Source organism: Hoyosella rhizosphaerae, from assembly GCF_014643175.1.
Lineage (GTDB): Bacteria > Actinomycetota > Actinomycetes > Mycobacteriales > Mycobacteriaceae > Lolliginicoccus > Lolliginicoccus rhizosphaerae.
The window spans coordinates 59,404-83,278 of the sequence record NZ_BMJH01000002.1 but is presented as its reverse complement, the minus strand read 5'-3'; the positions used below and the strand labels follow the sequence as shown (position 1 = coordinate 83,278).

Below are 23,875 nucleotides of genomic sequence, written 5' to 3'. Positions count from 1 at the left end.
AACTTGTGTTCTTCGAACGTACCGCGAGGTGAGTCTCGGAGAGAGGATCTAGGCGCGGACACTCAGTGCGCGTTCCGCCCGCTCGACAACATTCGTGACAAGGAATGCGCGCGTCAACGGGCCCACTCCCCCTGGGTTTGGGGAAACGAACCCGGCAACATCCCAGACCTCTGACGCCACGTCGCCAGCAAGCTTTCCGTCGACCCGACTGACCCCAACATCGAGCACAGCAGCGCCGGGCTTGATCATGTCGGCGCTGATGATTCCGGGAACTCCAGCAGCGGCAATCACAATGTCTGCGCGACTAACCTCGTCAGCGAGGTTCCGGGTACCTGTGTGGCACAGCGTGACTGTTGCGTTTTCTGACCGACGGGTGAGAAGCAGACCAATCGGCCTTCCTACTGTCACACCGCGTCCGACAACGACGGCATGAGCGCCATTGATCTCTACTCCGTATCGACGGAGAAGGTGCACGATCCCTCGCGGGGTGCACGGCAAGGGTGCTTCCTTGCCAAGGACGAGACGCCCAAGGTTGATGGGGTGCAGACCGTCCGCATCTTTGTCAGGGTCGATGCGTTCCAAAGCTGCATTTTCGTCAAGGTGCTTAGGAAGCGGGAGTTGGACGATATACCCAGTGCACGCTGGATCCGCGTTGAGCTCATCAATGACCGCGTTGAGGTCGTCTTGCGAGATGTCGGCCGGAAGGTCTTTTCGGATCGACGCCACACCCACGCGTGCGCAGTCGGAGTGCTTGCCCTTGACGTACGCGGCTGAGCCCGGGTCGTTGCCGACGAGGACAGTGCCCAAGCCCGGGTGGATGCCTTGCTCTTTAAGCGCATCGACTCGGGCTTTGAGATCGTTGAAAATTTCGTCGCGGGTGGCCTTGCCATCAAGAATTGTCGCCGTCACGCCTGCCATTGTTGCAGGTTTTTGCGCGAAGATTCGACCAGGCAGTTCCCGCACCGAACGCGCGCGATTGGTTTGCTACGTTGACCGCCGCATATAGGTGTGGACTGTCAGGGGTACAAAAATGGCTAGGATGACCGCGCAGCCTAGGAGCGCCCATCCTGTGTCAGCCCCCACCGTTCCGGTCATTGTGAGCTCCCGGATGGCTGAGACAAGTTTTGAGATCGGGTTAAACCGTGCCACGGTTTGCATCCAGTCGGGCATCGTCTCGATGGGGACGAGTGCATTGGACGCAAACATCAGCGGCGTCAGAACCAACATTGACAGGCCCTGCACTGCCGAAGGTTCTGAAAGTAGGACGCCGAGCAGCGCGAAGATCCAACTGACGACAAAACCTGCGAAGACAACGAGAATGCACCCGAGAACGAGCCCCAGGATGCTTTCTGGGCGGTATCCCATGATGTACCCAACGATGACGGTCATGACCGCTGCGATGGCGTACCTAGTGGTGCTCGCAAGCAACGAGCCTGCGAGGGGTGCGATGCGGGCTACAGGCAAGGCATTGAAGCGATCGAAGATGCCCTTGTTGATGTCGTCGCACAGTTGCACTCCGGTCACCACACTCACGGTGACGACGATTTGCACCAGTACACCTGGGATGAGGAACGGTAGGTAATCGTTGACACTTCCGGCGACAACTCCCCCAAATATGCTGGCGAAAAGGACTGTGCCGACAATCGGAAGAATGATGACGTCGTAGAGTTGCTGCGGGCTTCGACGAAACTTAACGAGTCCCCGGTAGGCCATCACCATTGTTTGCATGAGCGCCGTTGCGGCGGTGATGCGTAGGCGGACGTTGTCCAATTTGGTGTCGCCATGTTTGGTGTCGCCATGTTTGGTGTCGCTGTAGACGGTCACGCGGCCTCCCCTGTGGTGTCGCTTTGGCCTTGTGGATCTCCTGTAAGCGCGAAAAAGACCTCGTTGAGGTCTGGGCGGCTAAGTCCAAGTTCGCGCACTGTGATCCCGGCCTGCTGGAGCGCCAGAAGCACAGTTGTGGCGCTACTCGCGTCTGCGTGATTGGTTGCGATCCGCCCTGCTGCAATGTTGTTGACCGGAGCGCAGGTGATCCGCTCCACAATCCCTATCGCACGCTGGTGTTGCTCTGGATCATCGACGACAACCGTGAAGACGCTTCGTCCGATGCTCTCTTTCAGTTCGATTGCTGTGCCTTCTGCAACGACTGCTCCGCGATCAATGACTGTGATTCGGTCCGCTAGCTCATCGGCTTCCTCCAGGTATTGGGTGGTGAGCAGGATCGTTGATCCTTGTGCGACGAGCCGACGGACCGTATTCCACATATCGACACGGGTGCGGGGATCGAGTCCTGTGGTGGGTTCGTCAAGAAAAATCAATGGCGGTTTCGAGATGAGGGTGGCAGCGAGGTCGAGTCGTCGCCGCATGCCGCCTGAGAAGTTTTTGAGTGGTCGGCGAGCAACGTCAGTAAGGCTGAATTCCTCAAGGAGCTCATCGGTACGAACTTTTGCTTGCTTGCGTGAAAGTCCGACAAGGCGAGCAAAAATCGTGAGGTTTTCGTAGGCGCTGAGGTCATTGTCAACGCTTGCGTATTGCCCAGTAACGCCGATGAGTGATCGAACAGCCGTGGCGTCGCGTACAACGTCGTAGCCGAAGATTTTGGCGCTTCCGCTTGTGGGGCGAAGCAGTGTGGCGAGCATCCGAACGGTTGTTGTTTTGCCAGCGCCGTTGGGGCCAAGGACTGCGTGGACTGTTCCCGCCGGAACGGTCAGGTTCACGTCATTCACTGCAGTGACTGGTCCGTATCGTTTGACCATTCCTTCGGCCTGGATCGCCACGGTAGGTGAGCTCATTGTGGGCCTTTCTTGTGTGGTGATGGTTGCGTTACCACGTGAGCGCGTCGAGGCCCCATTCGGTGAGAACGTGTTCCGATAGGGTGCGCAAGTCATCAGGTCCGAGTGGCGTTCGTGGGTCGAACCCATAAATCCGGAGTCGGATGATGCCAGCGTTGTCGATAATTCCCACATTCAAGCGGCCACCCGTTTTTGGGATGTCGCGTGGCGCATATCCCTGCAGCACGAAGGTCATCATCATGTGGTCAGCAGGTGCTCCGTCAATGTTGAGGAGCCGGGCATCGGTCGACCCGACGTTGGAGCACCCCACGCTTGTGTAGTCGCCGAGCAGAAAGGCGTTGGCTAGCTTGCGCACCAGGATGTTCGGCAGGGCGTTAAGCAGCGGCAGTAGAGGTTCGAGAGGGTGCGGATTAGTTGCGGCCGCGATGAGCGTTTGTTTCAGGTCCGCACGCACAGGACTGAGATCGTCGCGTACCGCGCTGGGGTCGAGCGGAAGCTTGACCCCGGAGATTGCGTTGGCCCGATCATCGTCGGGTGTTCGAGTACTTACGGGGATGGCGAGTTCGACGCTCCCATCGGGCCTGGTCCGGCCCAGTCGCTGTGCAATGCTCGCGGCGATTGCCATGAAGAGGGTGTTTGGTGTGCCGCCGAGCGCTTGCGCTCGCGCCGACCATTGCTCAGTAGACACTGGCAACGAGACGCCGGGAAAGCGGAACTCTCCAATTGGTGACGTCAGCGCGTCATAGATGTCAGCGATGTCGTCGTCGTGCTCCAATTGTGCTGCGCTGGCCTCCACCTGAGGACTTCGCGGAGCTTCAAACCGAAGAACACCAGGTAGTGCGACAAGTGCGTGAGCGATCGACGGAATTTGCCTGGTCGCTTGAACAATGTCCGCGGAGAGGACTTTCCACCTCGGTGGTATTTCGGGGTCTGCTGGGGCGCGCGGGGGCACGCCGAGGGCTGCGGCTGTGAGCGCCAAAGTAAACGCATGGCCATCTACTACGCTGTGCGAAGCGACGACTGACACGATTGCGCCACCCGTGTCGAGTTCTGCGACAGCCATGCGCCAGGTTGGCCCAGTGCCGCTGACGTAGGAGTGCCCCTTGTCGCTAATCCAGGCTTCTACATCGTCAGCGCTGAGCTGTTCGGGGTGATGATCGATCGGCAGTGGGTTTGCTTCCGTGATCCATCGGTCCCGCGCTGCGGGGATGCAGGTTCGTACTACTCGACGGGCGAGGGTTCCCGATGCGAGTCGGCGATGAAAACTTTCGAGCTTCTCGCGGTCTATTGGTCGGTTGTATTTCCACACGGCTTGGCTGGCCACCCGGCGGCCAGTGGCAACCTCGACGCGAAAAGCGGCGCAGTCGAGTGGTGCTAGTCGTTGCGTCATACGCAGATATTAGGCACACATAATGACGTTCTCTATTTGTCGAAAATTGCCATAACTTTCCGTTTTCCTGCGGTTAACCAAAAATGGAACAATCACGGCATTTGCACCCATGTTGAGTAGGCAGAATTAACACACGCTAAGGGTTTAAGGGTATGAGTTACAACGCACCTATAAGTGATATGTGACCCACCATCAATAGCTTCATCCTGCGAGTCGTACGTCACATTTACACACCCCGAACTGGGGATTTAGCGTTTTCGACAGCACGGATCGATTTAGTGATTGAAAGTTGTCAAAAAGATCCCCGAGGAAACCGCGCAACGAAGCTTTCAAAAACAGCGAAAACCGGACCTTAGTCGAGCTTGACACTTTTGACAACAGTGATCATACACACGTCACTTGTCCCACTTTTCCAGCTCTCGACGCAACAATTTGCCGGTCGCATTCCTCGGCAATTCATCAATGAATATGACATCTCGAGGAGTCTTATACCGCGCCAAGTTCCGACGCACATAGTCTCTGATCTCGTCTGCCCGCTCCCTCGCAGCATCGCCAGAAAGTGGCTGATCAGATACGACGAATGCCCGCAAACGGTGACCAAACTCGACGTCAGCAACGCCCACGACAGCGGCGTCGCGCACATCGGGGCGATCAATCAGCAGGTTCTCCACCTCAATGGGATACACATTCTCGCCACCAGAGACCACCATGTCGTCGTCGCGCCCATCGACGAACAGCAGACCTTCGCTGTTGAAATGTCCTATGTCGCCGCTCGACAACAAACCATCCAAGATCTCTTTATTCCTGCCGTCGGTGTAGCCCTCGAAGCTCAGTCCACTGCCAACAAAAATGCGACCAGTGACGTCGGGATTGTCGATGCGTGCGCCATCATCATCGAAAAGCGCAACCTTGCACGTAATTGGCGGCCTACCCGCTGTTCCAGGAGCCCGACGAAGTTCGGCAGGTGTCGCAACCGTGGCGACCGCTACTTCAGTGGAGCCATACAGGTTGTATAAGACATCACCGAATCGTGCTGCCGTCCGCCGACACAAGTCAGGTGACAACGATGATCCCGCGGCAAAGATGATCCGCACAGACGACGTGTTGTAGCGGTGGAGAACGTCATCATCAAGGTCCAGGATTCGTTGCAGCATCGTAGGAACGACGATCAGGACATCAACACCAAAGTGCTCAATCGCCGCCAAGGTCTTCTCTGGGTCGAATTTCCTGTTGAGAACAACTGTGCAACCGAGAGCTAAGGAAAGCACGAACTGGGACAATCCTGTGCCGTGGAAGATAGGTGCGGCCATGAACGTCGTGCCGCCCTGGCGTAGAGGGATCCGATCCAAAAACTGTGCAGTCGCAAAAATCGACGTCCGATCCCTCGGTGCACCCTTCGGGGTTCCCGTTGTTCCGCTGGTGAGCAACACAAACCCGCCAGGCGATGACGGTGTAGGGACTCGCGACGAGCGCCGAAAGTGCACCAAATCATCTATCGACGTCGTTAACCGCGCACTTTTATCTCGGGATTCTCGCCAGCTCACATACCGTGTCACCGACTCAGGAATATCGCCCAGGATCTCGGTGAACTCCTCGTCATACACAATGGCTTCGACGCGCTCGCGGCGGGCGACATCAGCGAGCTGCGGCCGCGCGAAACCGGTGTTCATCAGCACCAGCCGCGCACCGATCTTCCCTGCAGCGAGCATTGTGAGAACCAACCCACGATGGTCGCGGCACAGTGCAGCGATGACACTCCCTGATCGCAAACCGTAGGACAACCAGGCGTGCGCCAACGCATTTGATTGCAGGTCCAGTTCTGCATAAGTGACGGGCCCTTTTTCGTCAATAATCGCTATCGCGTCGGGTGTTTGCTCGAGCGCATTGCGCATTGCGCCCACGAACGGACCATAGCGTCGTGTCGCGAGAACCGAGCGGAGCCCGATGTCCACACGAGGGATGGGCAAAAGCCCAGCCCGGTGCATGATTCGCACACTTCGTACGAGGTCGCTGAGCTGAGCTGTTGCGCCAAGAACCGAATTCAACACGACAAATTGCTCCCAAAGATGAAGGGATGAACGTGGGACACAAACGTGCGTGGCCGATCGAGTTGGGGGCAATGGCCGCACCGCTCAATCACCACCACACTGATATTGGCTGGCCATTCGAAGGACTGCGCGACGCGCGCCGGAGTGAGAATGTCATCCGCACCCCATACCAGCAGGGCAGGCACTTCCACCGTGCGAACTAGTTCCTCCACAGGCAGCTCCGAAAGTTCGCGCATGACGTCACGTGCCTTTGGCACTAGTGACAGTATCGTTTCTTTCCGTTCGTAGTGGTGGGAAATAGCTTTGCGCGCGGTGCTGTCGAGCATTTTCCGCCTACGTGCCGCCCCGCCGAATAGGCCCAGGAATAGCAGCGTGGCAGGGTAGTTCGGGAGCCTCCCCACAGTCCTGAGAAGCACTCGTTCCGATTGAATCGACGTGAACCGCGACCACAATCTAGGGATTCCCCTCAGCCCCGGCATGTCAGAAAGAACGATTCGGTGCACAAGATCGGGTCGTTCAGTGGCGACGAGCAGTGCGACAACAGCGCCGAGCGAGTTTCCAATGATGCTGGTATTCCCACCGCGTGAACGAGACTCGATTATCTCTGTGATTGCCGCCCGATAGTTTTCGAGGAGAGGTGACGGCCACACCGCGCTGCCCGCACCGAACCCGGGCAGGTCAAGTGCGATCACCCGCGCGTGGGCCGCAAGCGCTGGTTGGACGCGATGCCACGAGTCCGCACTATCGGAGAAGCCGTGCAGAAGGAGAACGAGGTCGTCGCCCTCCCCCTGCTCGATGAGACGTACTCCGTGGAGTGTCTCGGTCACACAGACTCCCTTACCTTTTCTGCGCCAGCTTTTTCTGCGCCAGCTTTTTCTGCGCCAGCGGGTTCAGCGTCACGGGGCAACCCCAGCATCCGTTCCCCAATGACGTTCAACTGCACCTCAGTGGTCCCGCCGTAAATTGTGGTGGCCCGTCCAGCGATGAGTTGTTCCATTGCCTTATCGCTTGGCTGGCCGGGAATGGAGACAGTGCCCGCGGGTCCAAGCTCCGCGACAACAAACTCCGAGATCGCCTGTCCAAGAGCCATCCCGAGGAGTTTGCCCACAGACGACGTCGTACTGACGTCGGCGCCGGAGAGTTGCTGTAGCACCACCCTGCTCCCGATCAGATCGACAGCCTGACTTTCCGCAATCAACTGCCCCACCTGAAGACGTGCGTACGCTCCCAGTTCACGCCCTTGTGCGAACGCAAGAAGATCCTTGTCGGTGGCGTATGCCTCCATCTTCTGACTCAGAGCTACCCGTTCACCAGCAAGCGTTGTCCGTGCGACGTTCCAACCATCGTTCACTTCCCCGACGACATGCTCGTCTGGAATGAACACATCATCGAGGAATACCTCGTTAAAAAGCGCAGATCCTGTCATTTCCCGTAGCGGGCGAACAGTGACGCCGGGCGTGGACATGTCGAGAACGAAATAGGTGATTCCCTGATGTTTAGGCTGGGCAGGATCCGTTCGTGCGATAAGCATCGCCCAATCAGAGAATTGCGCAACAGTGGTCCAGATCTTCTGCCCGTTGATCTTCCAACCACCGTCAACCTTGACGGCCTTGGTGGTCAGCGATGCAAGATCCGACCCTGCTCCCGGTTCGGAGAACAGCTGACACCACACCAAGTCGCCACGCAATGTGGGTACCGCGAGTTCTTGCTTCTGCTTCTCGGTGCCATGCGCTACAACTGCTTGAACAGCCCAGCCGCCCATGAGGAGTTGTGGCATAGCAATGCCAGCTGCGGCGATTTCTTGTGCGATGACGATCTGTTCCAACGGTTTCGCTCCGCGGCCGAATGGTTTCGGCAAATGCGGCTGCACCCATCCGCCGTCGCCGAGCGCGATTAGTTGGTCGTCTTCGTCGGTGATCGCTGCAATCGCGTCTAATTCTGGACGCACTCGCTGCCGAATCTGTTCTGCCTCATCGGGAAGTTCGATGTCGCAACCGCGGACAATGCCGTCAAGCGCCTGCTCTGCCACCCGTTCGAGTCTTTGTTCCTGGCTGCCCAGAACCGCACGGATCGCAAGAGCGCGGCGGTAGTACAGGTGGGCGTCGTGTTCCCAGGTAAAGCCGATTCCGCCATGTATTTGGATGCAGTCCTGTGCCACCTGCACAGCTGACTCAGGCACGATCGCGGCTGCGATATCGGCAGCAAAAATCGCGGTGGCATCGCCCTTATCCAGCGCACTCGCGGCATCCCAAATAACCGCGCGCGCCTTTTCTAGGGCCACGCCCATCATTGCGCACTTGTGCTTAACGCCCTGAAACTGCCCGATTGGCCGACCGAATTGCACTCGCGTTTGGGCGTAGTTCGCCGCAGTCGACACACACCACGACATCAAACCAATGGCTTCAGCCCCAAGTATCACTGAGCAAATCGATTGCGCATGAGCGCGGGTCAGGCCCTGTAGTTGGTTTTCCACGCTCACTGTCATGTCACGTGCAATCAGTTTCGCTGAGGCGCGAAGCACGTCGATGCTGTCCTGCGCTGCACGGGAGAACTTGTCGCCGGGTGCCACCAGCCAGGCAATTTGCCCATCAATGTCAGCAGGAAATACCACTACATCGGCGTTTTCCCCGCCCACAACAGCATCAGCAGTGCCACCAACCACGTAGCCATCGGCAGTTTTCACAGCGCTGAATTGTGTGTGTTGGCCCGGAATCGCTACCGCTGCCGTCGCGGAACCGTCGACCAGTTTCGGCAACAGTTCGATTTGCGCCTTTGACTCAGACGCCGCGATGAGTGCGCTCGCCAGGACGGAAGGCACAAACGGCCCGGGAGAAATGCGCCGAGTTAACGCTTCGAGAGCGACGGCGAGGGTAAGTATGCCAACACCGCTGCCACCGAACCTTTCTGGAATGTGCAACCCGAGAAGGTCTTGCTGCACGAGTGCATCCCAAAATGGTGGGAGTTTCTGCTCGACTGGCGCTTCAACCGCTGTTCGAACGTCGTCGGCCTTAATGTGCCGATCGGTGAATGCGCGCACGGAGTCGGCGAGTGCCCGGTGCTCGGCGGTGAGGCCGAGGCCCAATTCGTAGGAGTTACGTGTTGTGGTTTTTGCCATGGCGGGGCTCCTCAGCCGAGTCGGTTTGCGAGGTCGCTGATAGTCCAGGGGCCTTCAGATTCGATTGTTGCGCCGCCCGACCAACCGTGGAGTTCGGTGATCGCACCACCTTGAACTGCGTAAACCTTGCCGGTGAGTTTGCACTCGGGATGGGCGAGCCGCACGACGAGTGGGGAAATGTTGGCTGGGCTGAATGCGTCGAATTCCCCTTCGGGAACTTCTTCCGCGAATATGGCTCCCATTCCTGGGGTAGCCAAAGTGAGACGGGTGCGTGCGATGGGGGCAATCGCATTGACTCGTACGCCGTAGCGTTCGAGTTCGTCGGCGGCAACTAAAGTCAGCGCCGCAATGCCTGCTTTCGCGGCCCCATAGTTGCTTTGACCTGCGTTGGGCATGAAAGTTCCCGACGCCGACGAGGTATTGACGACTGCGGCATTGACGGTCCGACCGGCTTTGGATTCAGCTTTCCAGTACGCGGCAGCATGATGAAGTGGGCCCGCGTGTCCTTTGAGGTGAACCGCGATAACTGCATCCCACTGTTGTTCGTCCATTCCTGCGATGAATGCGTCGCGAAGAATGCCGGCGTTGTTGATGAGAATGTCTAGCCCGCCGAGTTCATCGATTGCCTGTTGCACCACCGCCGCTGCGCCATCCCAGGTGGCCACATTGTCAGTGTTGGCGATCGCGGTGCCACCGAACGCGCGAATTTCCTCGACGACGTCCTGTGCCGGTCCAGCGTCAGAACCTGTTCCGTCGTTTGCACCACCGATGTCATTGACAACAACGTGCGCGCCCTCTCGGGCAAACAGCAGTGCGTGTTCGCGACCGATGCCTCGTCCCGCACCGGTGACGATCGCTACGCGCCCTTGTAGGTTCATGTGTCTCCCTTATTTAGCGTCGAAATTGTGCAGTTGGACCAGCCCATCGGTGAGCACCGAGGTGCCCTCTACTGCTGTTTCGAACGCAAAGCGATTGGTGGCAGTTCGCCAAAATTTTGTGTGAATGTCTTGCCCCGGAAGTACGGGTTTCGCGAATCGCACAGCAAGCCTGTGCAGGCGCTCCACTTTGCCGTCAGCAAGTTCAGTCAGCGCCCCCCACGATGCGAAAGCCATCGTGCATAGACCGTGATTGATGATGCCGGGAAGCCCTGACATCCGTGCGATCTCGTCGTCGAGGTGGATTGGCATGGGGTCACCTGAGGCCGGTGAGTAGCGATATGTTTGGTCCTCGTCGATGTGCTGACGAACCTCTGCGAACGGTGTGTTCGCCGCAATGTCTGGGGGGCATCGATGATCTGGTGCCGTTTCGCCGATTTGCCGCTGCGCATCGACTTTCCGGAAGAATGCTGTCATCCACTGCTCATTGACTAGTTCGCCGCCGCTAAGCCGAGTTTCGGCATAGATAACGACGGTTGAGCCGTTCTCGCGGCCCACGAATCCGACCGGTTTCGCTCGGACTTCTAGCTGATCACCTGGATAGATGGGTCGGTGGAAGACGAAGTCCTGCTCGCCGTGCACCAACTTCATCAATAGCTCCGGCGGCGCTACGGACAAAGCCGCGGGTGCCATCGACATGAAGACCGGCACGACAGCGAAGACGGGAGGGGCGATCTCGCCGTTGCGGTGCCGTTCAATGGGATCATTCGTAGCCGCAGCGTAGGCAGCGATGCGCTCGGCGGTGACGTCGAACTTTTCGACGTCTGTCCATTGCCCTAGCCCGGTGTCGGAGAATTCAACGACTGCCGAGGTCATCGCTCAACCAACCATTGCTGTGAACTTGACGATCGACTTCTCGAGGTCGGCTTTGGCATGCTTTGCTACAGCCTTGCCGATGGGGCCGACGATCATCGTGCCGGCGAATGACGCGTCGATGGTGACGTTGCTGGTCTCCCCTTGTGGCTCGACCGAAAGCACAAACTCAACTTTGACGCCCGCCATGCCAAGACCTGAGATCTTGACGTGCCGAGGTGCGTCGTATTCGTCGACATTCCAGTCAATTTTGTTGGCCATACCCATGACCGACACCACCTGGGTGATTTTGGTTCCGACGCCGATTTCGGTGGGAATGTCGCTCTTCCACTTCACGTGCATTTCGAGCCACTGGTCCCAGCGGGAAAGGTCGCACAGGGCGTCCCATGCTTTTTCCGGTGCGGTGGGGATGACGGCGGAAACTGATACAGATGCCATGAGGGTTCTCCTTGAGTTTGGTGGTGAGGTTTTAGCGGTCGGCTGGCTTGTAGGCGGTGACGACGACGGCGCCGCCGAGCCCGATGTTGTGTTGGAGTGCCGTACGGGCACCCGAAACTTGGCGATCTTGGGCGGTGCCACGGAGTTGCCAGGTGAGCTCCGCGCACTGCGCAAGCCCGGTGGCACCGAGTGGGTGTCCTTTGGAGATGAGCCCGCCCGAGGGGTTAACGACCCACCGTCCGCCGTAGGTGGTGTCGTCGTTGTCGATGAGCTTGCCGCCCTCGCCCTCATCACATAGACCAAGTGCTTCGTAGGTGATGAGTTCGTTGGTGGAGAAGCAGTCATGCAGTTCGATGACGTCGATGTCGTCAGCGCTCAGGCCAGCTTGTTTGTAGACCTGTTGTGCGGCCTTCTTTGTCATGTCTGCGCCGACAAGGTTGATCGCGCTGTTTGAATCAAAGGTGGAGCGCATGTCGGTGACCATGGCTTGTCCGACGATCTCCACTGCGTGTCCGGCGAGACCGTGTTCGTCGACGAATCGTTCGCTCGCCAGGATTGCTGCCCCGGCTCCGTCGGAGGTCGGTGAGCACTGAAGCTTTGTGAGGGGTGCGTAGATTTCTTTTGCGCCCATGATCTCGTCGAGGGTGTACTGGTCTTGGAACTGTGCGTAGGGGTTGTTGCGGGAGTGCCGGTGATTCTTGACGGCGATTTTCGCGAATTGTTCCGCCGTGGTGCCGAATCGTTGCATGTGCTCACGGCCTGCGGCGCCGAACATGTAGGGCGCTGGTGGCATGGCGAATTCTTGCAGTTCCGCCAAGGCGAGCAGGTGTCGCATCATGGGTTGTTCGCGGTCGTCGAATGTTGATCCGAGTGACCCTGGCTGCATCTTTTCGAAGCCGAGCGCTAGTGCGCAGTCGGTGAGCCCGCCGCGGATCGCTTGGGCCGCGAGGAACAGTGCCGCCGATCCTGTTGAGCAGTTGTTGTTGACGTTGACGATGGGGATGCCCGTCATGCCGAGCTCGTAGATCGCTCGCTGACCCGAGGTGGATTCCCCATAGACGTATCCCGCGTAGGCTTGCCCGATCTCGTGGAAGGCCACTCCGGCATCGTCGATTGCGTTGATTCCGGCTTCGCGTGCCATGTCGGGGTAATCCCAGTCTCGTGACCCTGGCTTTTCGAATTTTGTCATCCCGACCCCGATGACGAAGACCCTGTTGTGTGACATCGAGTTGTGCTCCCTCGTTGGTTGCCGACCATGTAACTGAGTCATGGTGTATCAGCAATGTATGTGATCCAATGTGTCACACACAAGGGTTTCGTCGGATAATCTTTCTCCGTGTCGAAAACAACTCCGCAGCGCCACCCGCCCACAGACAAACGAGCCCTGCGCTGGGAACGGCATAAAACAGCCCGACGCCTCCACATCCTCGACGCCGCAGTCACCGCAATTGAAAAAGAAGGCCCCGCAGTAGGTGTCAGCAGAATTGCGGACGAAGCACAGCTCACACGCGCTGTCATCTACCGTTTCTTTCGCGACCGCGCAGACCTCGACTACAAAATCCGCGCCCATATCGCGGACAAAGTTCTCTCCGATCTCGCCCCCACCCTCAACCCCGAGGAAACACCGATCGTCCTCATCCGGCGAGGCATCAGAACGTATCTTGACTGGACCACCCAACACCCACACCTGCACCAATTCGTGGGATCGAGGTCATCACGCGACGGTAGCGCTGGCCCCGACGTCGCGACAGGCGCAAAAACATCCATTGCCCTGCAAATAACGGCGCTGTTCAACACAGTCCTGACTGCGGTAGGTAAAGAAACCGACAGTGCCGAGCCACTCGCATTCGCGCTTGTCGGCCTCGTCGACGCCACAGTAAACCGATGGCGACGGACGAACAGTCCAAGCAAAGAATCACTCGAATCGCTGCTATGCGGATGGACCCTCCAACTGATTACCTCCAACATGGAGGCCCTGGGACTGTCACTAGACCCCGAAATTCCGCTCAGAGACTCAATATCCGCGCACCAACACGCACGCACGGGCACCTAACAAAGCAACCGCTCAACCAAGCAACGTCGGTCACACTTTCACGCCCACCACAGGCTCAGCAGATAAGCTCTGAACGCCATGGAGCTCACGACAATTAGCCTCTACACGCCCGAACCTGGCGACGTATGGGAGTGGCCTGTCATATCGACCGAGGAACCACGCAAGTCACCCATCGGCCCGTCATTCAATCAACGGTTCCACCTTGCGGGTGCGGAAGCTGATCCAGATGGTCGAAGTGTGTGGCTCGCTGCCGCCTTCTCCGTACCAGGCACCTTCAACAAGAGCGCGATGACGGCAGCCTTTCGAGCATTCCTCGCCCGACACTCAACGCTCCACAGCGAATTTCGCCCCGGGAGCAACACCGGGGAGTTGAGTCGATTCATCCACAAAGCACGAGTCGCCGACCCTCGCAAACTTCCCCAGAATGCTTCTACCCCAGCCGAGATGCAGAACCTACTCCGCCGGGCCATAGATGACCACTGCCAAGCATTTCGCTTTCCGGCACTGCGCTTCCTCGTTATCGAGCGCCCAACAGAATCAACCGTGATCGCAGCCTTTGATCACCAACACTGCGATGCCTACTCGATCACCCTCGCCATCAACGAGCTGTCACACGATTACTGCGCAGCCTGCAACGGCCACGCACTCAATGGCGACCAGGTCGGCGACTTCCTCGCCGACACCGAGCATGAAGCAACCCTGCCCCCACCCTCCCGCGACGACCAGCGCATCCAACGCTGGATTGAACACCTTCGCCACGCTGGCGGCACCGCCCCATCCTTCCCTCTACCACTGGGAACCGCCGACAATCCTGCACCTCAAAGCGACAGCACCCGCCAACTCCTCACCGCCGCAGAGGCGCAAACCTGCGAAGACGCATTTCGCGCCGCTGGCGCAAGCATGTTCACCGGACTAGCTACAGCGCTCGGCACCGCTATTCGAAGGTGCGGCGGGCCTAGCCGCCAAGACGTCCTCATACCTGTTCACACCAGGCATAACGAAATTACCCAACGCACTTTTGGGTGGTACACAAACACAATCCCACTGACAATCACGGCCCACAACGATGACTTTGCCGAATCCGCTTTACAAACGCACGCCGCTTTCCGCAGGGCACTTGAGCTCGCTCAACTCCCCCTCGCCCACGTACTCGGCGTAATAGGTGACGAATTTCAACGCACCCGCCAAGACGTCTACATGATGTCCTACGTCGATTACCGAAAGCTGCCCACCGTGAGCGGACCACAATGCGACAAACCCGTGCACATTAGTAACTCCACAGCCGCAGACGACGCACAGTTTTGGCTCTGGCGCGATGAGTCCGGGGTGTCGCTTCGCTCCCGTTTCCCCCTGTCGCCCACCGCCGTTGAGACCATGCAACAGTTCTGGAAAGCCCTCAACGAGACGCTAACCGATGCCCTCCGCGGCTGACCATGATTTATATCTCCCATTGCAACACCCTGTGATGACAGTCGCATAACAGCAAGATATCGATGCCACGCCACAGAAAAACCGGCGATTGAGCTGGTTTTTTTGACGCCTCGCCACGAAACACAATAGAAACTGAATCAATTCCCTCGATGCCCAGAATTCAGGTTCCGTCCATAAACTCCAGACAATTTCCGCTATTGCGACACAACATTCACTCACGTTCTGAAACGCACAATTAATATCACCAGCGGTCAGTCACCGATAAAACTCGAAGACCGCGATTCTCCACACTCGCCACCCAATTAGCAAGCGTGACCTCCAGCACATTTACTGCCCCTACTTCTAGGGGCACATTGTCCTTACGATCAGCGAATCAACACTCCACAAGCTAGAGCGGTTTCACTAGATCGGGGACAACATGGAATACACCGAACTTGACCAGTACCCACTACCCTCAGGTCAGCTCACTTCGTGGACTCCCGTCATCTCCACGCCAACACAATGGGCACCTGACCCCCGCCCACTCACATCAGCGCACCACGAACACTGCACTCGAGCGCAAACCCCCACTGAACACGGCAGTTGGATAGGGTCAGCGTTCCGCATTGACCGCCCCTACTCGGCGAGCGCAATGCGCACATTGATAACCACATGGTTTGCCCGCCACGAAGCACTACGCACAACAATCGTCAGTGAAAACGATACGTTCGTTCGCAAAACTGTCACAGCAACAGACGCCGTCGCATTCCCTGTCACCAGGGCCCACACAGCAGACGAAATTCGAGACTTCCTAACAAGCCAATTCGAATCAGCGCTGTCACCGCTCAAGTGGCCCCACTGCATATTCGCCACCATCGAACCCGACACCGCCACCGAAAGCTTCGTCTGCCTCTTCGCCGCCGACCACTCAGTAATGGACGCATACAGCCAAGTCATCGCCATAAGCGAACTACGCTCCCTCTACGACGCCATCCTCGACACCCCCGGCGTACCTGACGACAAGACCTACGGAAGCTACGTCGACTTCGGCATCATCGAAAAACAAGCCTGCGATGCCATCACCGAACAGCACCCCGCCGTTTCCGCCTGGGACACATTTCTCACCGAACACAACAACGCATTCCCCACATTCACACCCATCAGCGGCATGCTCAACACGTCAACGGCCGAACCCACACGACAAGCATCCAAGTCACAGTGGCTACTCAACCCCGAAGAGGCAACGGCGTTTAACACAGCGTGCCGCGCCGCAGGGTTCAGCACTCAAGCAGGCATACTCGCTGCTCTCGCCGTCGCCCAATCCCGGCTCACCGGCGAAGGAACCCTCTCCTCCGTCATGCCGGTTCACACCCGCGTCCACGAATCCTTCGCTGAATCAATGGGATGGTTCGTCAACATCGTTCCCGTAACGGTCCAGGCAGCACACGACAACGACGTACTTGGCGCCTTGACCTCAGCGACCGCAGCGCTCGCCGCTTCGAAGAAGCTTGCCCTCGCACCGTTCGCCAAAGTAGCGCAGATCCTCAAAACCACGCAGACACCAAAGTTTGTAGTTTCCTACGTCGATATTCGGTACCTCCCCGAAGCAGACCAAATGCCCGCCATCAGTGGGCGTGCATTGCGCAGCAACACCTACAGCAACGACGAGGTGTATTTCTGGATCAATAGGACGCCTCGCGGACTTAACGTCTCCACGCGCTACCCCGACACTGAGGAAGCCCACACACTCATTGAGCAGTTCCTCACAGAACTGACAGCAGTGTTCGCGGCCGCGTCCACAACTTCCATCGCCGCCTAGGAGGTTGAATGATTCTCGGAGCACTTTCGCGCTGGAATCCCTACGCCGGAACTCCCATCGATGTGACGTTCACCGTCACACCACACGCAGCACCGGAACAACACCCCGTGAGTTTCCTCCAACGAGACCACCTCACCTCTGCCCGAACCAGTGCAGCCAGATCTAGTGCAGCCCGATCCAATGCAGCCAGACCGGCAGAACCGTACCGGGCGTATATCGGTGGACTCACACGAATCGACCACCCACTCGACACCACTACCCTTGCATCAGCCATAAGCGATTTCATCGCCACGCACGAAAACACCCGAACCTGGTTCGACTACACCGATAACAACTTCACCCGTCTTGTCGCAAGCACGTCAGACGTTGCCATCGACATAAAACGCGGCGACAACACCGACGGACCGCAGCTCATTAAATACGTCGAAGACCGACTTTCCACCGAATGCGAACCCTGGTCTCCCCCGTGCTGCGCATTCGGCGCCATCGACCACGGCGACCACTTCACCCTGTACTACGCCGCCGACCACGCAATCACAGACGGAATTTCCCACGGGCTCGCCATCAACGAAATCGCACAACGGTACCTCGCCCACACAACCAACAGCACCTTCACTTACCCCGTTGAACTAGCGCAACCACACAGCACGTTCACCCAACGCGAATACGACGCAGCCACCAACTTTGCAGGCGACACCGCGGCGCAACAACAATGGGCCGACCTATTCGCAGCAGGCGGCTGGCGCATTCCGCGGTTCCCCCTCAATTTAGGACTAGACCCCGGCGAAACAGCACCCGTACGGATCGTGGAGAATCACCTCCTCACAAGCGCCGACGCTGACGCTTTCGAACACGTTTGCGCCGCGCACGACACCCGCCCGAGTGGTGCCATCTTCGCCGCATTGGCGCTCGCCGAACACGAACTCGCAGGCAACACCACCTACTTCGGTTTAACCGTGCTCTCCACCCGCGCACCCGAAAATGCCCTGTCGCAAGGATGGTTCTGCAACTTCGTTCCCGTCACCTTCCCAGTGCCCCAAACACCCAACCTGGCATTCACACACTTGCTCCAACCAGCGCAACAAGCCTTCAACACAGCGAAAACATTGGCCGGAACACCCGTGCACGCCGCAATCAGCACATTCGTCGCCGCAGGAAAACTCGCCCCGCCGACACAAACTCCCCAAATGGTCAACTACCTAGACACCAGACGAGTGCCTGGCTCGAACACCTCACCGCACGACAATGCGCTGATCTTCACCGGTGAAGGCCGCACCGCCAACGCCAACATGTGGGTCGTCCGCACCAACCAAGGCCTATTCCTCAATTCGCAAACCCCAAACACGCCCTACGCGCAGGAAGTCCTCGCCACATACTTTCAGCACATCAAGACCATATTCACTGCTGTGGCGCACAACGGCGACTACGTTAGCGCAGGGCGCGCACCCGCACAGATCATGCATCACCCACAATAGGTAGGTGTTCCGCATGATGTTCTTCGAACCCCGCATCCCTCCCAACACAGGCAACGCCATCCGTTTGGCCGCCGCAACAGGATGCGAACTGCATCTCGTCGGCCCCCTCGGGTTTGACCTGTCAGAACCAAAACTGCGCCGCGCCGGACTCGATTACCACGACCTAGCATCTGTCACAGTCCACCCAAACCTGCCTTCAGCCTGGGAAACACTAAAGCCAGAACGCGTGTTTGCCTTCACCGCGCACGCCACCACCCCGCACACCGACGTGCAATACCAACCCGGCGACATCCTCATGTTCGGCCCAGAACCAACAGGCCTGACAGCCGAAACTCTCGCCGACCCCAATATCACACAAAAATTGCGCATCCCGATGGTCCAGGGTCGGCGGTCACTGAACCTCTCCAATGCCGCCGCCATCGTCGTTTACGAGGCATGGCGTCAACACGGATTCAGCGGCGCCGTCTAGCACTCAGAGCAGGACCTCAGTGATGTGCTTGGCCACCGCTGCTGGCTGCTCATCAAGGTAAAAGTGCCTCCCCGAAAACGTCACCACGTTCAACTCCCCGCTGGTGTGCTGTGCCCACTCGCGGGCCTGCTCGATTGTCACAGTCGGGTCATCGTCAGCGACAAAAACCGTAATGGGACAACTCAGCGCCGGGCCGTCAGACTTCGCCTCGAACCGATACGTTTCTACCGCCTTGTAGTCGTTGCGCACAGACGGCAGGACCATCTCCGCGATCTCCGGAACCTCACGAAGAATCTGCACAGACGCAGGATCATTGGCGAGACGTTCAAGCTCACCGATCAATGTCTCATCACTACCCTGATGCACCACCGTGTCCAGTGTGCGGTGCGGCGGAATACGCCCAGAAATGATCACATGAGCAGGCTCCTGCTTACCCTCGGCCAATCGACGTGCCGTTTCAAACGCCACCGTGGCACCCATGCTGTGACCAAATAGCGCCAACCGTCGGGACGGCGGCGAGGTCCGGCACTTCAGGATTGCCCGCGCAATCTCCTCCGACAACCCAACAATGTTGTCGATCATCGGATCGCCCAACCTGTCCTGGCGACCTGGGTACTGCACCGCAGCCACAGACACGGTGGGAGCTAGCTCAGTGGCGATGGCATGGTACAAACTCGCAGCACCACCCGCTGCGGGGCAGCACACAAGGTCAATCTTCGCCGCACCAGGTGGAGTCTTAAAAGTCCGTAACCACGGAGACTGCGCAAACGACACGATGATTCCTTTCTCGCCTTCGCTTCACCCTAGCGTGGCCGTGCCGCAAAACTTGTGGTGACTTCACTACATCTGAGGTTACTAAGTCACCACAAGTGCTCAGCGCAGTAACCGAGCAGCCCGGCCGAGCTGGTTCACCTTTTGAATTTTGACCGTGGTCCTGATTCGGAGCGGCCAGCTTTCCCTGCCAGCGGGTTCTGGGTTTCAAGGACCGGTGCGACTGCGCAGCCTATTGCTAGACGATGCGCCCAGTTGATCATTACGACGCTGAACACGAGCTGCTCGATCACTGTCACCACGATGGCAAGCGTTACTTCGATGGTTCCCGAACTCAGCAATATGGAATGCGACGGGCCTGGTCGAAGTGCATGCATAGCCGTGAACAGGACCACTGACTGACCGCTCACAATCGCGGAGTAGACGACCATCAACGGCATCAACGGCAGGAACGTCAGATAGTCCTGATCTGCAGACTAAACGCTCGGTAAGCAGTTCCATACCGTTCGAAAGGCGTCGTTGCTGACCACCGAACAAGTTCGCGATTCGGGTGTCCGCCCGTTCCGTAATCCCAAGCTGGTGCAGTACCGTGTCGACCCGCGCAGCGACCTCCGATTGAGCAGCCTCAGTTTCGCGGCGTAGCGCCGAGCGGCCACCGTGGTCAAGGTCTCGTGAGCGATGGTGTGCTGCGGAACCAAGCCGGTACGACCGGCCAGTTCACCTGGGCACGCATGTATATCGATACTGTTGCGGAGGATACTGCCCGCCGTTGGTCAAGTTTGCCCGCTGACCTGCCGGAGTACGGTTGACTTTCCCGCGCCGGACGGTCCCCAACCGTGGACGTTCGAGCGCGAGTGGGACGTCGTCGGTCATGGTTGCGCCACTATCAGCGACAAGGGACTCGTTCGCGAGGGCAAGTCTGGCTGCGCCTGGAGCTATGTTGACCATGCACAGGACGTTGCCGCTTACGACAGTGCGATTGTAGTCTCGCCGGCAATCCGGAACACCAGCCGAGTGGATGCCCTAGGCGTGGCTTGGCTGCTAGCGGTGAGACCGCTACCGCTGGCGATGTTATCGGTCAGCCAAACTCGATACCCGCGGATCGCTCACGATGTTTGTGCAGCCTCACACGGAGGCGACCGGGGATCATTCATCCTCCTCCGGATCAAAGCCAGGAACAGCGGTGAGTGTGGGCGAACCTAGGACAATCGTGGCGCTGTCCCATGTCGATTCGGGGTTCAGGAAGGTCCACCGCAATTGAAGGCGCAGGACGTTGGTGAGATCGACATCGAGATTCACGGGCTCTCCTAGACGAAGTTCAACCCTTGCGAGAGACCGATGGTCGCCGATGATTTCGAGCTCGAACACGGATTGTGCACTCTTGGAATCGTCAGAGAGGCCCGCAGTTGCTTCGAGTCGCGTGAAATTACGGCCTAGGTTGTACTCAGCTGACCCGTCAGTGCTTCCCGACCAGCCACTGCGTGACTGAGACAGCGAACGCGGATATGTCTCTCCCGAAACTCTCGCTGTGCCGACATTGGGGAAAGAGCCCGTGTAGTTGATTGGGTCGAGAGATGCCAGGTCTATCACCAACTCACTTGCCGAAATCGTGAGCACGGCCTGATCGCCAATCTCTTCGCCAGCTGCGGGTTCCTGCGTGAGAACGATCCCGTTGGGCCGACCGGGAGGAGCTGGTGCGGTCACGATTTCCACCTCGACGTCTTGGGGCAGAAGCGCGGTAGCTCGCGTCGCGGCCATCCCCTCAAGGTCTGGCATAATCCCCGCGGTCACCGAATCTTCAGGGATCTCGTCCGCCGACGCGGAACCCTCGGCATGCAATTGGGGTCGCTCCTGGTCGAGAGTCTCGTCGCTGCTACCCAGACGATTCGCAGCACCGGCGATCCCTGCGATCACCACGATGAGCGCAACTATGCTGGCAACTGGGACAATCCACTTAGAGCGACGTTTAGTGTTCGGAGCAGCACCGGGTGTCCACGTGCCGCTTTGTGGCAGAGATGGGTTTCCTGCTCCCTGAATATATGTTGGTGTGGAGTCACCGCGGGCGGTCTCATTTGCAGGCAGGGAAATCCGCCGCGTAGCAGCGGGGATAGGGACCGGAGCAGGGGGCTGGGCAATGCGCGGCGCGGCTGGTGCCGCGGCGAGGTCGTGCTGAAGTGCTTGCAGGGCCATTGCCACTTGTGCCGCATTCGCGGGGCGCTCACTCGGATTTTTGCTAAGCAGGCGCGCGATTAGCTGCCACAACAAATCTGGGATCCCCGCTGGACGGCCAGGATTAAAATCAGTGTGCATACGCATGACGCCCGCAATCGAGTCGGACCGGAAAGGTTCCGCACCGCAAGATAGTTCGTAGAGAACTACGCCCAGCGAATAAAGGTCTGAGATTGGTGAGGGTGCCTTGCCCTCGACCAACTCGGGCGCGATGTACTGCATCGTGCCTGCCAGCATCGTTGACCTGCCAGTGGAAGTTTGATGGGCTATTTTCGCGATTCCGAAATCAGTGAGCTTCACTGTTGGAGGTGAGGTCGCGGTATCAAGAAGTACATTCTCGGGCTTAATATCTCGGTGCACAATGCCCGCTTCGTGAACTGCCGCGAGACCATTCGCTATATCTGCGCCGATCTGGCACACCACGGCAGGGCGTTGGGGGCCGTACTGCTTCAGGAACATTCGAAGGTCGCCGCCTTCGATGAAGTCCATCACGATCGCTAGCGTGGCGCCCTCGACAACAAGGTCACGCACCGCCACCAGGTTTGGATGCTCGAGGCCAGTAAGGATGTTTCGTTCCTGGACGAACCTGCTCACGATCTGCTGATCGCCCACAAGTCCTTCCTGTAGTAACTTGAATGCAAATAGTTGCCCGTCGCTCTTGCGGTGGCCTTTCCACACTTCGCCAGTCGCACCGCGTCCCCGAACCTCGTCGAGAACATACTGCCTGCCAAGCTCGCGGCTCATTGAATACCTTCCCTGTTTGTAAGTCTTGCTGACGCCCTCGTCACCGGCTGGTCATCTGCGGCGTCGTCGGCGCACTATCTGCGGTGCCGTGTAGTCCCGGCTGATCCACGTGTATCGGAGATTAGCTTGGCGAAGCACTCATCTGGCTCTATATTTTGGTCGTCACACCACTGGTTGGCCGTGTCAGCAGATCCCAGGCCGGGGCCGATAACGGTGACCCACCAACCCTGCAGGTCGAAGACGGGCCATTCGTTTGACCACAGGAGCCGCGCCCCGGGGTTGTCGAGTCGGAAATCCATGTGCTGGCGGAGGATTTCCTGCGCATTCCACGCAACGACGGTGCCATCAAGGTCTTTCGCGCGCAGCCCCTCTTGCTTCGAAGACACCTGAGGCACCCATTGGCCGTTGATCTCTGTCAGGATGCGCTCGAAGTCGGCGTCGGCGAGCTCTCGCAGTGCACGACGGGCGGCAGCCTCGCGGTCACCAGATGCAGGTTCGGTGGCGCGCACTGCCCTTATTGGGCTGCTGTTTCCATTAACTTCGGCAAGCGCTCCGGGCGTTAGCGCTTCTGACGTTCCCTCATCGGTAACGGTGACAATGTCGCCTTGGCCAGTGTGGCCGGGCAACAGAAACACTGAGTCAGACGGGAACTCGAAAGCAAGACGCACAGGCTCGTCGGCTGGCAGTACGGTGGGATGGTTGGACATGTCGAACTCGGCTGCGGCAACGTCAGCAGTGGGACTTTCAATCGCCACGCGCAGGGCGTTTGTCGTCAGGATGTCGCCCGTTGCGCATGTTGCTGTCACGTCCATAACTACGGTGAGAACCCCCGATCCAGCCCGGTATCCCACCGGTGCCATACGGGGTGATGTATCGCACGCGACTAAGCCTTCAGCGCTGGGAGCGGAACCAAACTGACCGGAATCGGCGATCGGTGCGATCGAGTCGGAACCGCCTTGTTCCTCACGGATTTCGACGAACCAGTAGGCTGCGCTGCAAGCTCCAGCCAGAAGCAGGAGCACCAGCAAGACTATCGGCCACCGTCGTGTGGGACGTGGCTCGTCGCCAGGCTGAGCCGGGGATGGTCCTGACGGCGGAACGTGGACGTTTGTAGACCACGTAGAGGTGGGACCAACAGGCGCCGGACCAGCAGGCGCTGGACCAACAGGTGCCGGGCCAACAGGCGCCGGGCCAACAGGCGCCGGATTAGCTGGCGTGTGCCCGCGCCATTGACCACTTGGGGCGGGGCCCGCAGGCGCCGACTTTTCAGGCGCACTCTCAAAAGGATTGTCAGTCGGTGGCATGTGCTTCCTCTGCGCAGCTCTATAGGTGAAAGTTCAGTCAGGAGCTGATCGACATTGCTATTTACGGCTG

Annotated in this window: 21 protein-coding genes; 6 read left to right on the top strand and 15 right to left on the bottom strand. The window is 58.4% G+C overall.

Going from position 1 to position 23,875, the window contains the following annotated elements; translation table 11 throughout:
- Positions 1-48: 48 nt before the first annotated feature.
- The 11 genes from IEW73_RS08540 to IEW73_RS08490 all read right to left on the bottom strand — a co-directional run bounded on the left by IEW73_RS08540 (position 49) and on the right by IEW73_RS08490 (position 12,756).
- Positions 49-909 (bottom strand): bifunctional methylenetetrahydrofolate dehydrogenase/methenyltetrahydrofolate cyclohydrolase, encoded by an 861-nt coding sequence (locus IEW73_RS08540; RefSeq protein ID WP_188673339.1) that lies wholly within the window; start codon positions 907-909, stop codon positions 49-51.
- A 75-nt stretch (positions 910-984) separates the two neighbouring features.
- Entirely contained in the window at positions 985-1,824 is an 840-nt protein-coding gene (locus tag IEW73_RS08535; RefSeq protein ID WP_229675876.1) for an ABC transporter permease, read from the bottom strand.
- Positions 1,821-2,792 carry an ATP-binding cassette domain-containing protein gene (locus IEW73_RS08530; protein WP_188673335.1) on the bottom strand — a complete coding sequence of 324 codons (972 nt, stop codon included), beginning with the start codon at positions 2,790-2,792 and terminating at the stop codon, positions 1,821-1,823. Before IEW73_RS08530 ends, IEW73_RS08535 begins: the two co-directional genes overlap by 4 nt.
- Before the next feature lie 31 nt (positions 2,793-2,823).
- Positions 2,824-4,182, bottom strand: a complete 1,359-nt coding sequence (locus IEW73_RS08525) for a hypothetical protein (RefSeq protein ID WP_188673332.1) — start codon at positions 4,180-4,182, stop codon at positions 2,824-2,826.
- A 395-nt stretch (positions 4,183-4,577) separates the two neighbouring features.
- Complete coding sequence (locus tag IEW73_RS08520; RefSeq protein WP_206050405.1) at positions 4,578-6,167, bottom strand: acyl-CoA synthetase; 1,590 nt, start codon at positions 6,165-6,167, stop codon at positions 4,578-4,580.
- Between the two features lie 56 nt (positions 6,168-6,223).
- Positions 6,224-7,057: an alpha/beta fold hydrolase gene (locus tag IEW73_RS08515; protein WP_188673328.1), complete on the bottom strand. Its 834-nt coding sequence runs from the start codon at positions 7,055-7,057 to the stop codon at positions 6,224-6,226.
- Positions 7,054-9,345: an acyl-CoA dehydrogenase family protein gene (locus IEW73_RS08510; RefSeq protein WP_188673325.1), complete on the bottom strand. Its 2,292-nt coding sequence runs from the start codon at positions 9,343-9,345 to the stop codon at positions 7,054-7,056. Before IEW73_RS08510 ends, IEW73_RS08515 begins: the two co-directional genes overlap by 4 nt.
- Before the next feature lie 11 nt (positions 9,346-9,356).
- Positions 9,357-10,223 carry an SDR family oxidoreductase gene (locus tag IEW73_RS08505; RefSeq protein ID WP_188673322.1) on the bottom strand — a complete coding sequence of 289 codons (867 nt, stop codon included), beginning with the start codon at positions 10,221-10,223 and terminating at the stop codon, positions 9,357-9,359.
- A 9-nt stretch (positions 10,224-10,232) separates the two neighbouring features.
- Positions 10,233-11,096: a MaoC/PaaZ C-terminal domain-containing protein gene (locus IEW73_RS08500; protein WP_188673320.1), complete on the bottom strand. Its 864-nt coding sequence runs from the start codon at positions 11,094-11,096 to the stop codon at positions 10,233-10,235.
- A gap of 3 nt (positions 11,097-11,099) precedes the next feature.
- A complete protein-coding gene (locus IEW73_RS08495; RefSeq protein WP_188673318.1) occupies positions 11,100-11,531 on the bottom strand; it encodes a type II toxin-antitoxin system Rv0910 family toxin in 432 nt (143 codons plus the stop codon).
- 31 nt (positions 11,532-11,562) lie between these two features.
- On the bottom strand, positions 11,563-12,756 hold the full coding sequence (locus IEW73_RS08490) for a lipid-transfer protein (protein WP_188673316.1): 1,194 nt from the start codon (positions 12,754-12,756) through the stop codon (positions 11,563-11,565).
- Positions 12,757-12,867: 111 nt separating this feature from the next.
- On the opposite strand from IEW73_RS08490, the gene IEW73_RS08485 reads away from it, so the two are divergent.
- From IEW73_RS08485 to IEW73_RS08465, 5 genes are all read left to right on the top strand, one after another.
- Positions 12,868-13,584 carry a TetR/AcrR family transcriptional regulator gene (locus IEW73_RS08485; RefSeq protein ID WP_188673314.1) on the top strand — a complete coding sequence of 239 codons (717 nt, stop codon included), beginning with the start codon at positions 12,868-12,870 and terminating at the stop codon, positions 13,582-13,584.
- Between the two features lie 78 nt (positions 13,585-13,662).
- Positions 13,663-15,015, top strand: coding sequence for a condensation domain-containing protein (locus IEW73_RS08480; protein ID WP_188673312.1), 1,353 nt, complete (start codon positions 13,663-13,665; stop codon positions 15,013-15,015).
- 418 nt (positions 15,016-15,433) lie between these two features.
- Positions 15,434-16,813 carry a condensation domain-containing protein gene (locus IEW73_RS08475; protein ID WP_188673311.1) on the top strand — a complete coding sequence of 460 codons (1,380 nt, stop codon included), beginning with the start codon at positions 15,434-15,436 and terminating at the stop codon, positions 16,811-16,813.
- A gap of 8 nt (positions 16,814-16,821) precedes the next feature.
- On the top strand, positions 16,822-18,288 hold the full coding sequence (locus IEW73_RS08470; protein ID WP_188673309.1) for a condensation domain-containing protein: 1,467 nt from the start codon (positions 16,822-16,824) through the stop codon (positions 18,286-18,288).
- A 4-nt stretch (positions 18,289-18,292) separates the two neighbouring features.
- Positions 18,293-18,757: a tRNA (cytidine(34)-2'-O)-methyltransferase gene (locus IEW73_RS08465; protein ID WP_188673306.1), complete on the top strand. Its 465-nt coding sequence runs from the start codon at positions 18,293-18,295 to the stop codon at positions 18,755-18,757.
- A 3-nt stretch (positions 18,758-18,760) separates the two neighbouring features.
- Here the strand turns inward: IEW73_RS08465 and IEW73_RS08460 are convergent, their stop codons facing one another.
- Both IEW73_RS08460 and IEW73_RS08455 read right to left on the bottom strand, forming a co-directional pair.
- Positions 18,761-19,531 (bottom strand): thioesterase II family protein, encoded by a 771-nt coding sequence (locus tag IEW73_RS08460; protein ID WP_229675875.1) that lies wholly within the window; start codon positions 19,529-19,531, stop codon positions 18,761-18,763.
- A 134-nt stretch (positions 19,532-19,665) separates the two neighbouring features.
- Entirely contained in the window at positions 19,666-19,938 is a 273-nt protein-coding gene (locus IEW73_RS08455) for a hypothetical protein (RefSeq protein WP_188673305.1), read from the bottom strand.
- A gap of 261 nt (positions 19,939-20,199) precedes the next feature.
- Here IEW73_RS08455 and IEW73_RS08450 point away from each other — a divergent pair, with 261 nt between their 5' ends.
- On the top strand, positions 20,200-20,337 hold the full coding sequence (locus tag IEW73_RS08450) for a hypothetical protein (protein ID WP_188673302.1): 138 nt from the start codon (positions 20,200-20,202) through the stop codon (positions 20,335-20,337).
- Positions 20,338-20,674: 337 nt separating this feature from the next.
- Here the strand turns inward: IEW73_RS08450 and IEW73_RS08445 are convergent, their stop codons facing one another.
- Entirely contained in the window at positions 20,675-22,501 is a 1,827-nt protein-coding gene (locus IEW73_RS08445) for a serine/threonine-protein kinase (RefSeq protein ID WP_188673300.1), read from the bottom strand.
- A gap of 74 nt (positions 22,502-22,575) precedes the next feature.
- Entirely contained in the window at positions 22,576-23,805 is a 1,230-nt protein-coding gene (locus IEW73_RS08440; protein ID WP_188673298.1) for a hypothetical protein, read from the bottom strand.
- Positions 23,806-23,875: the final 70 nt, after the last annotated feature.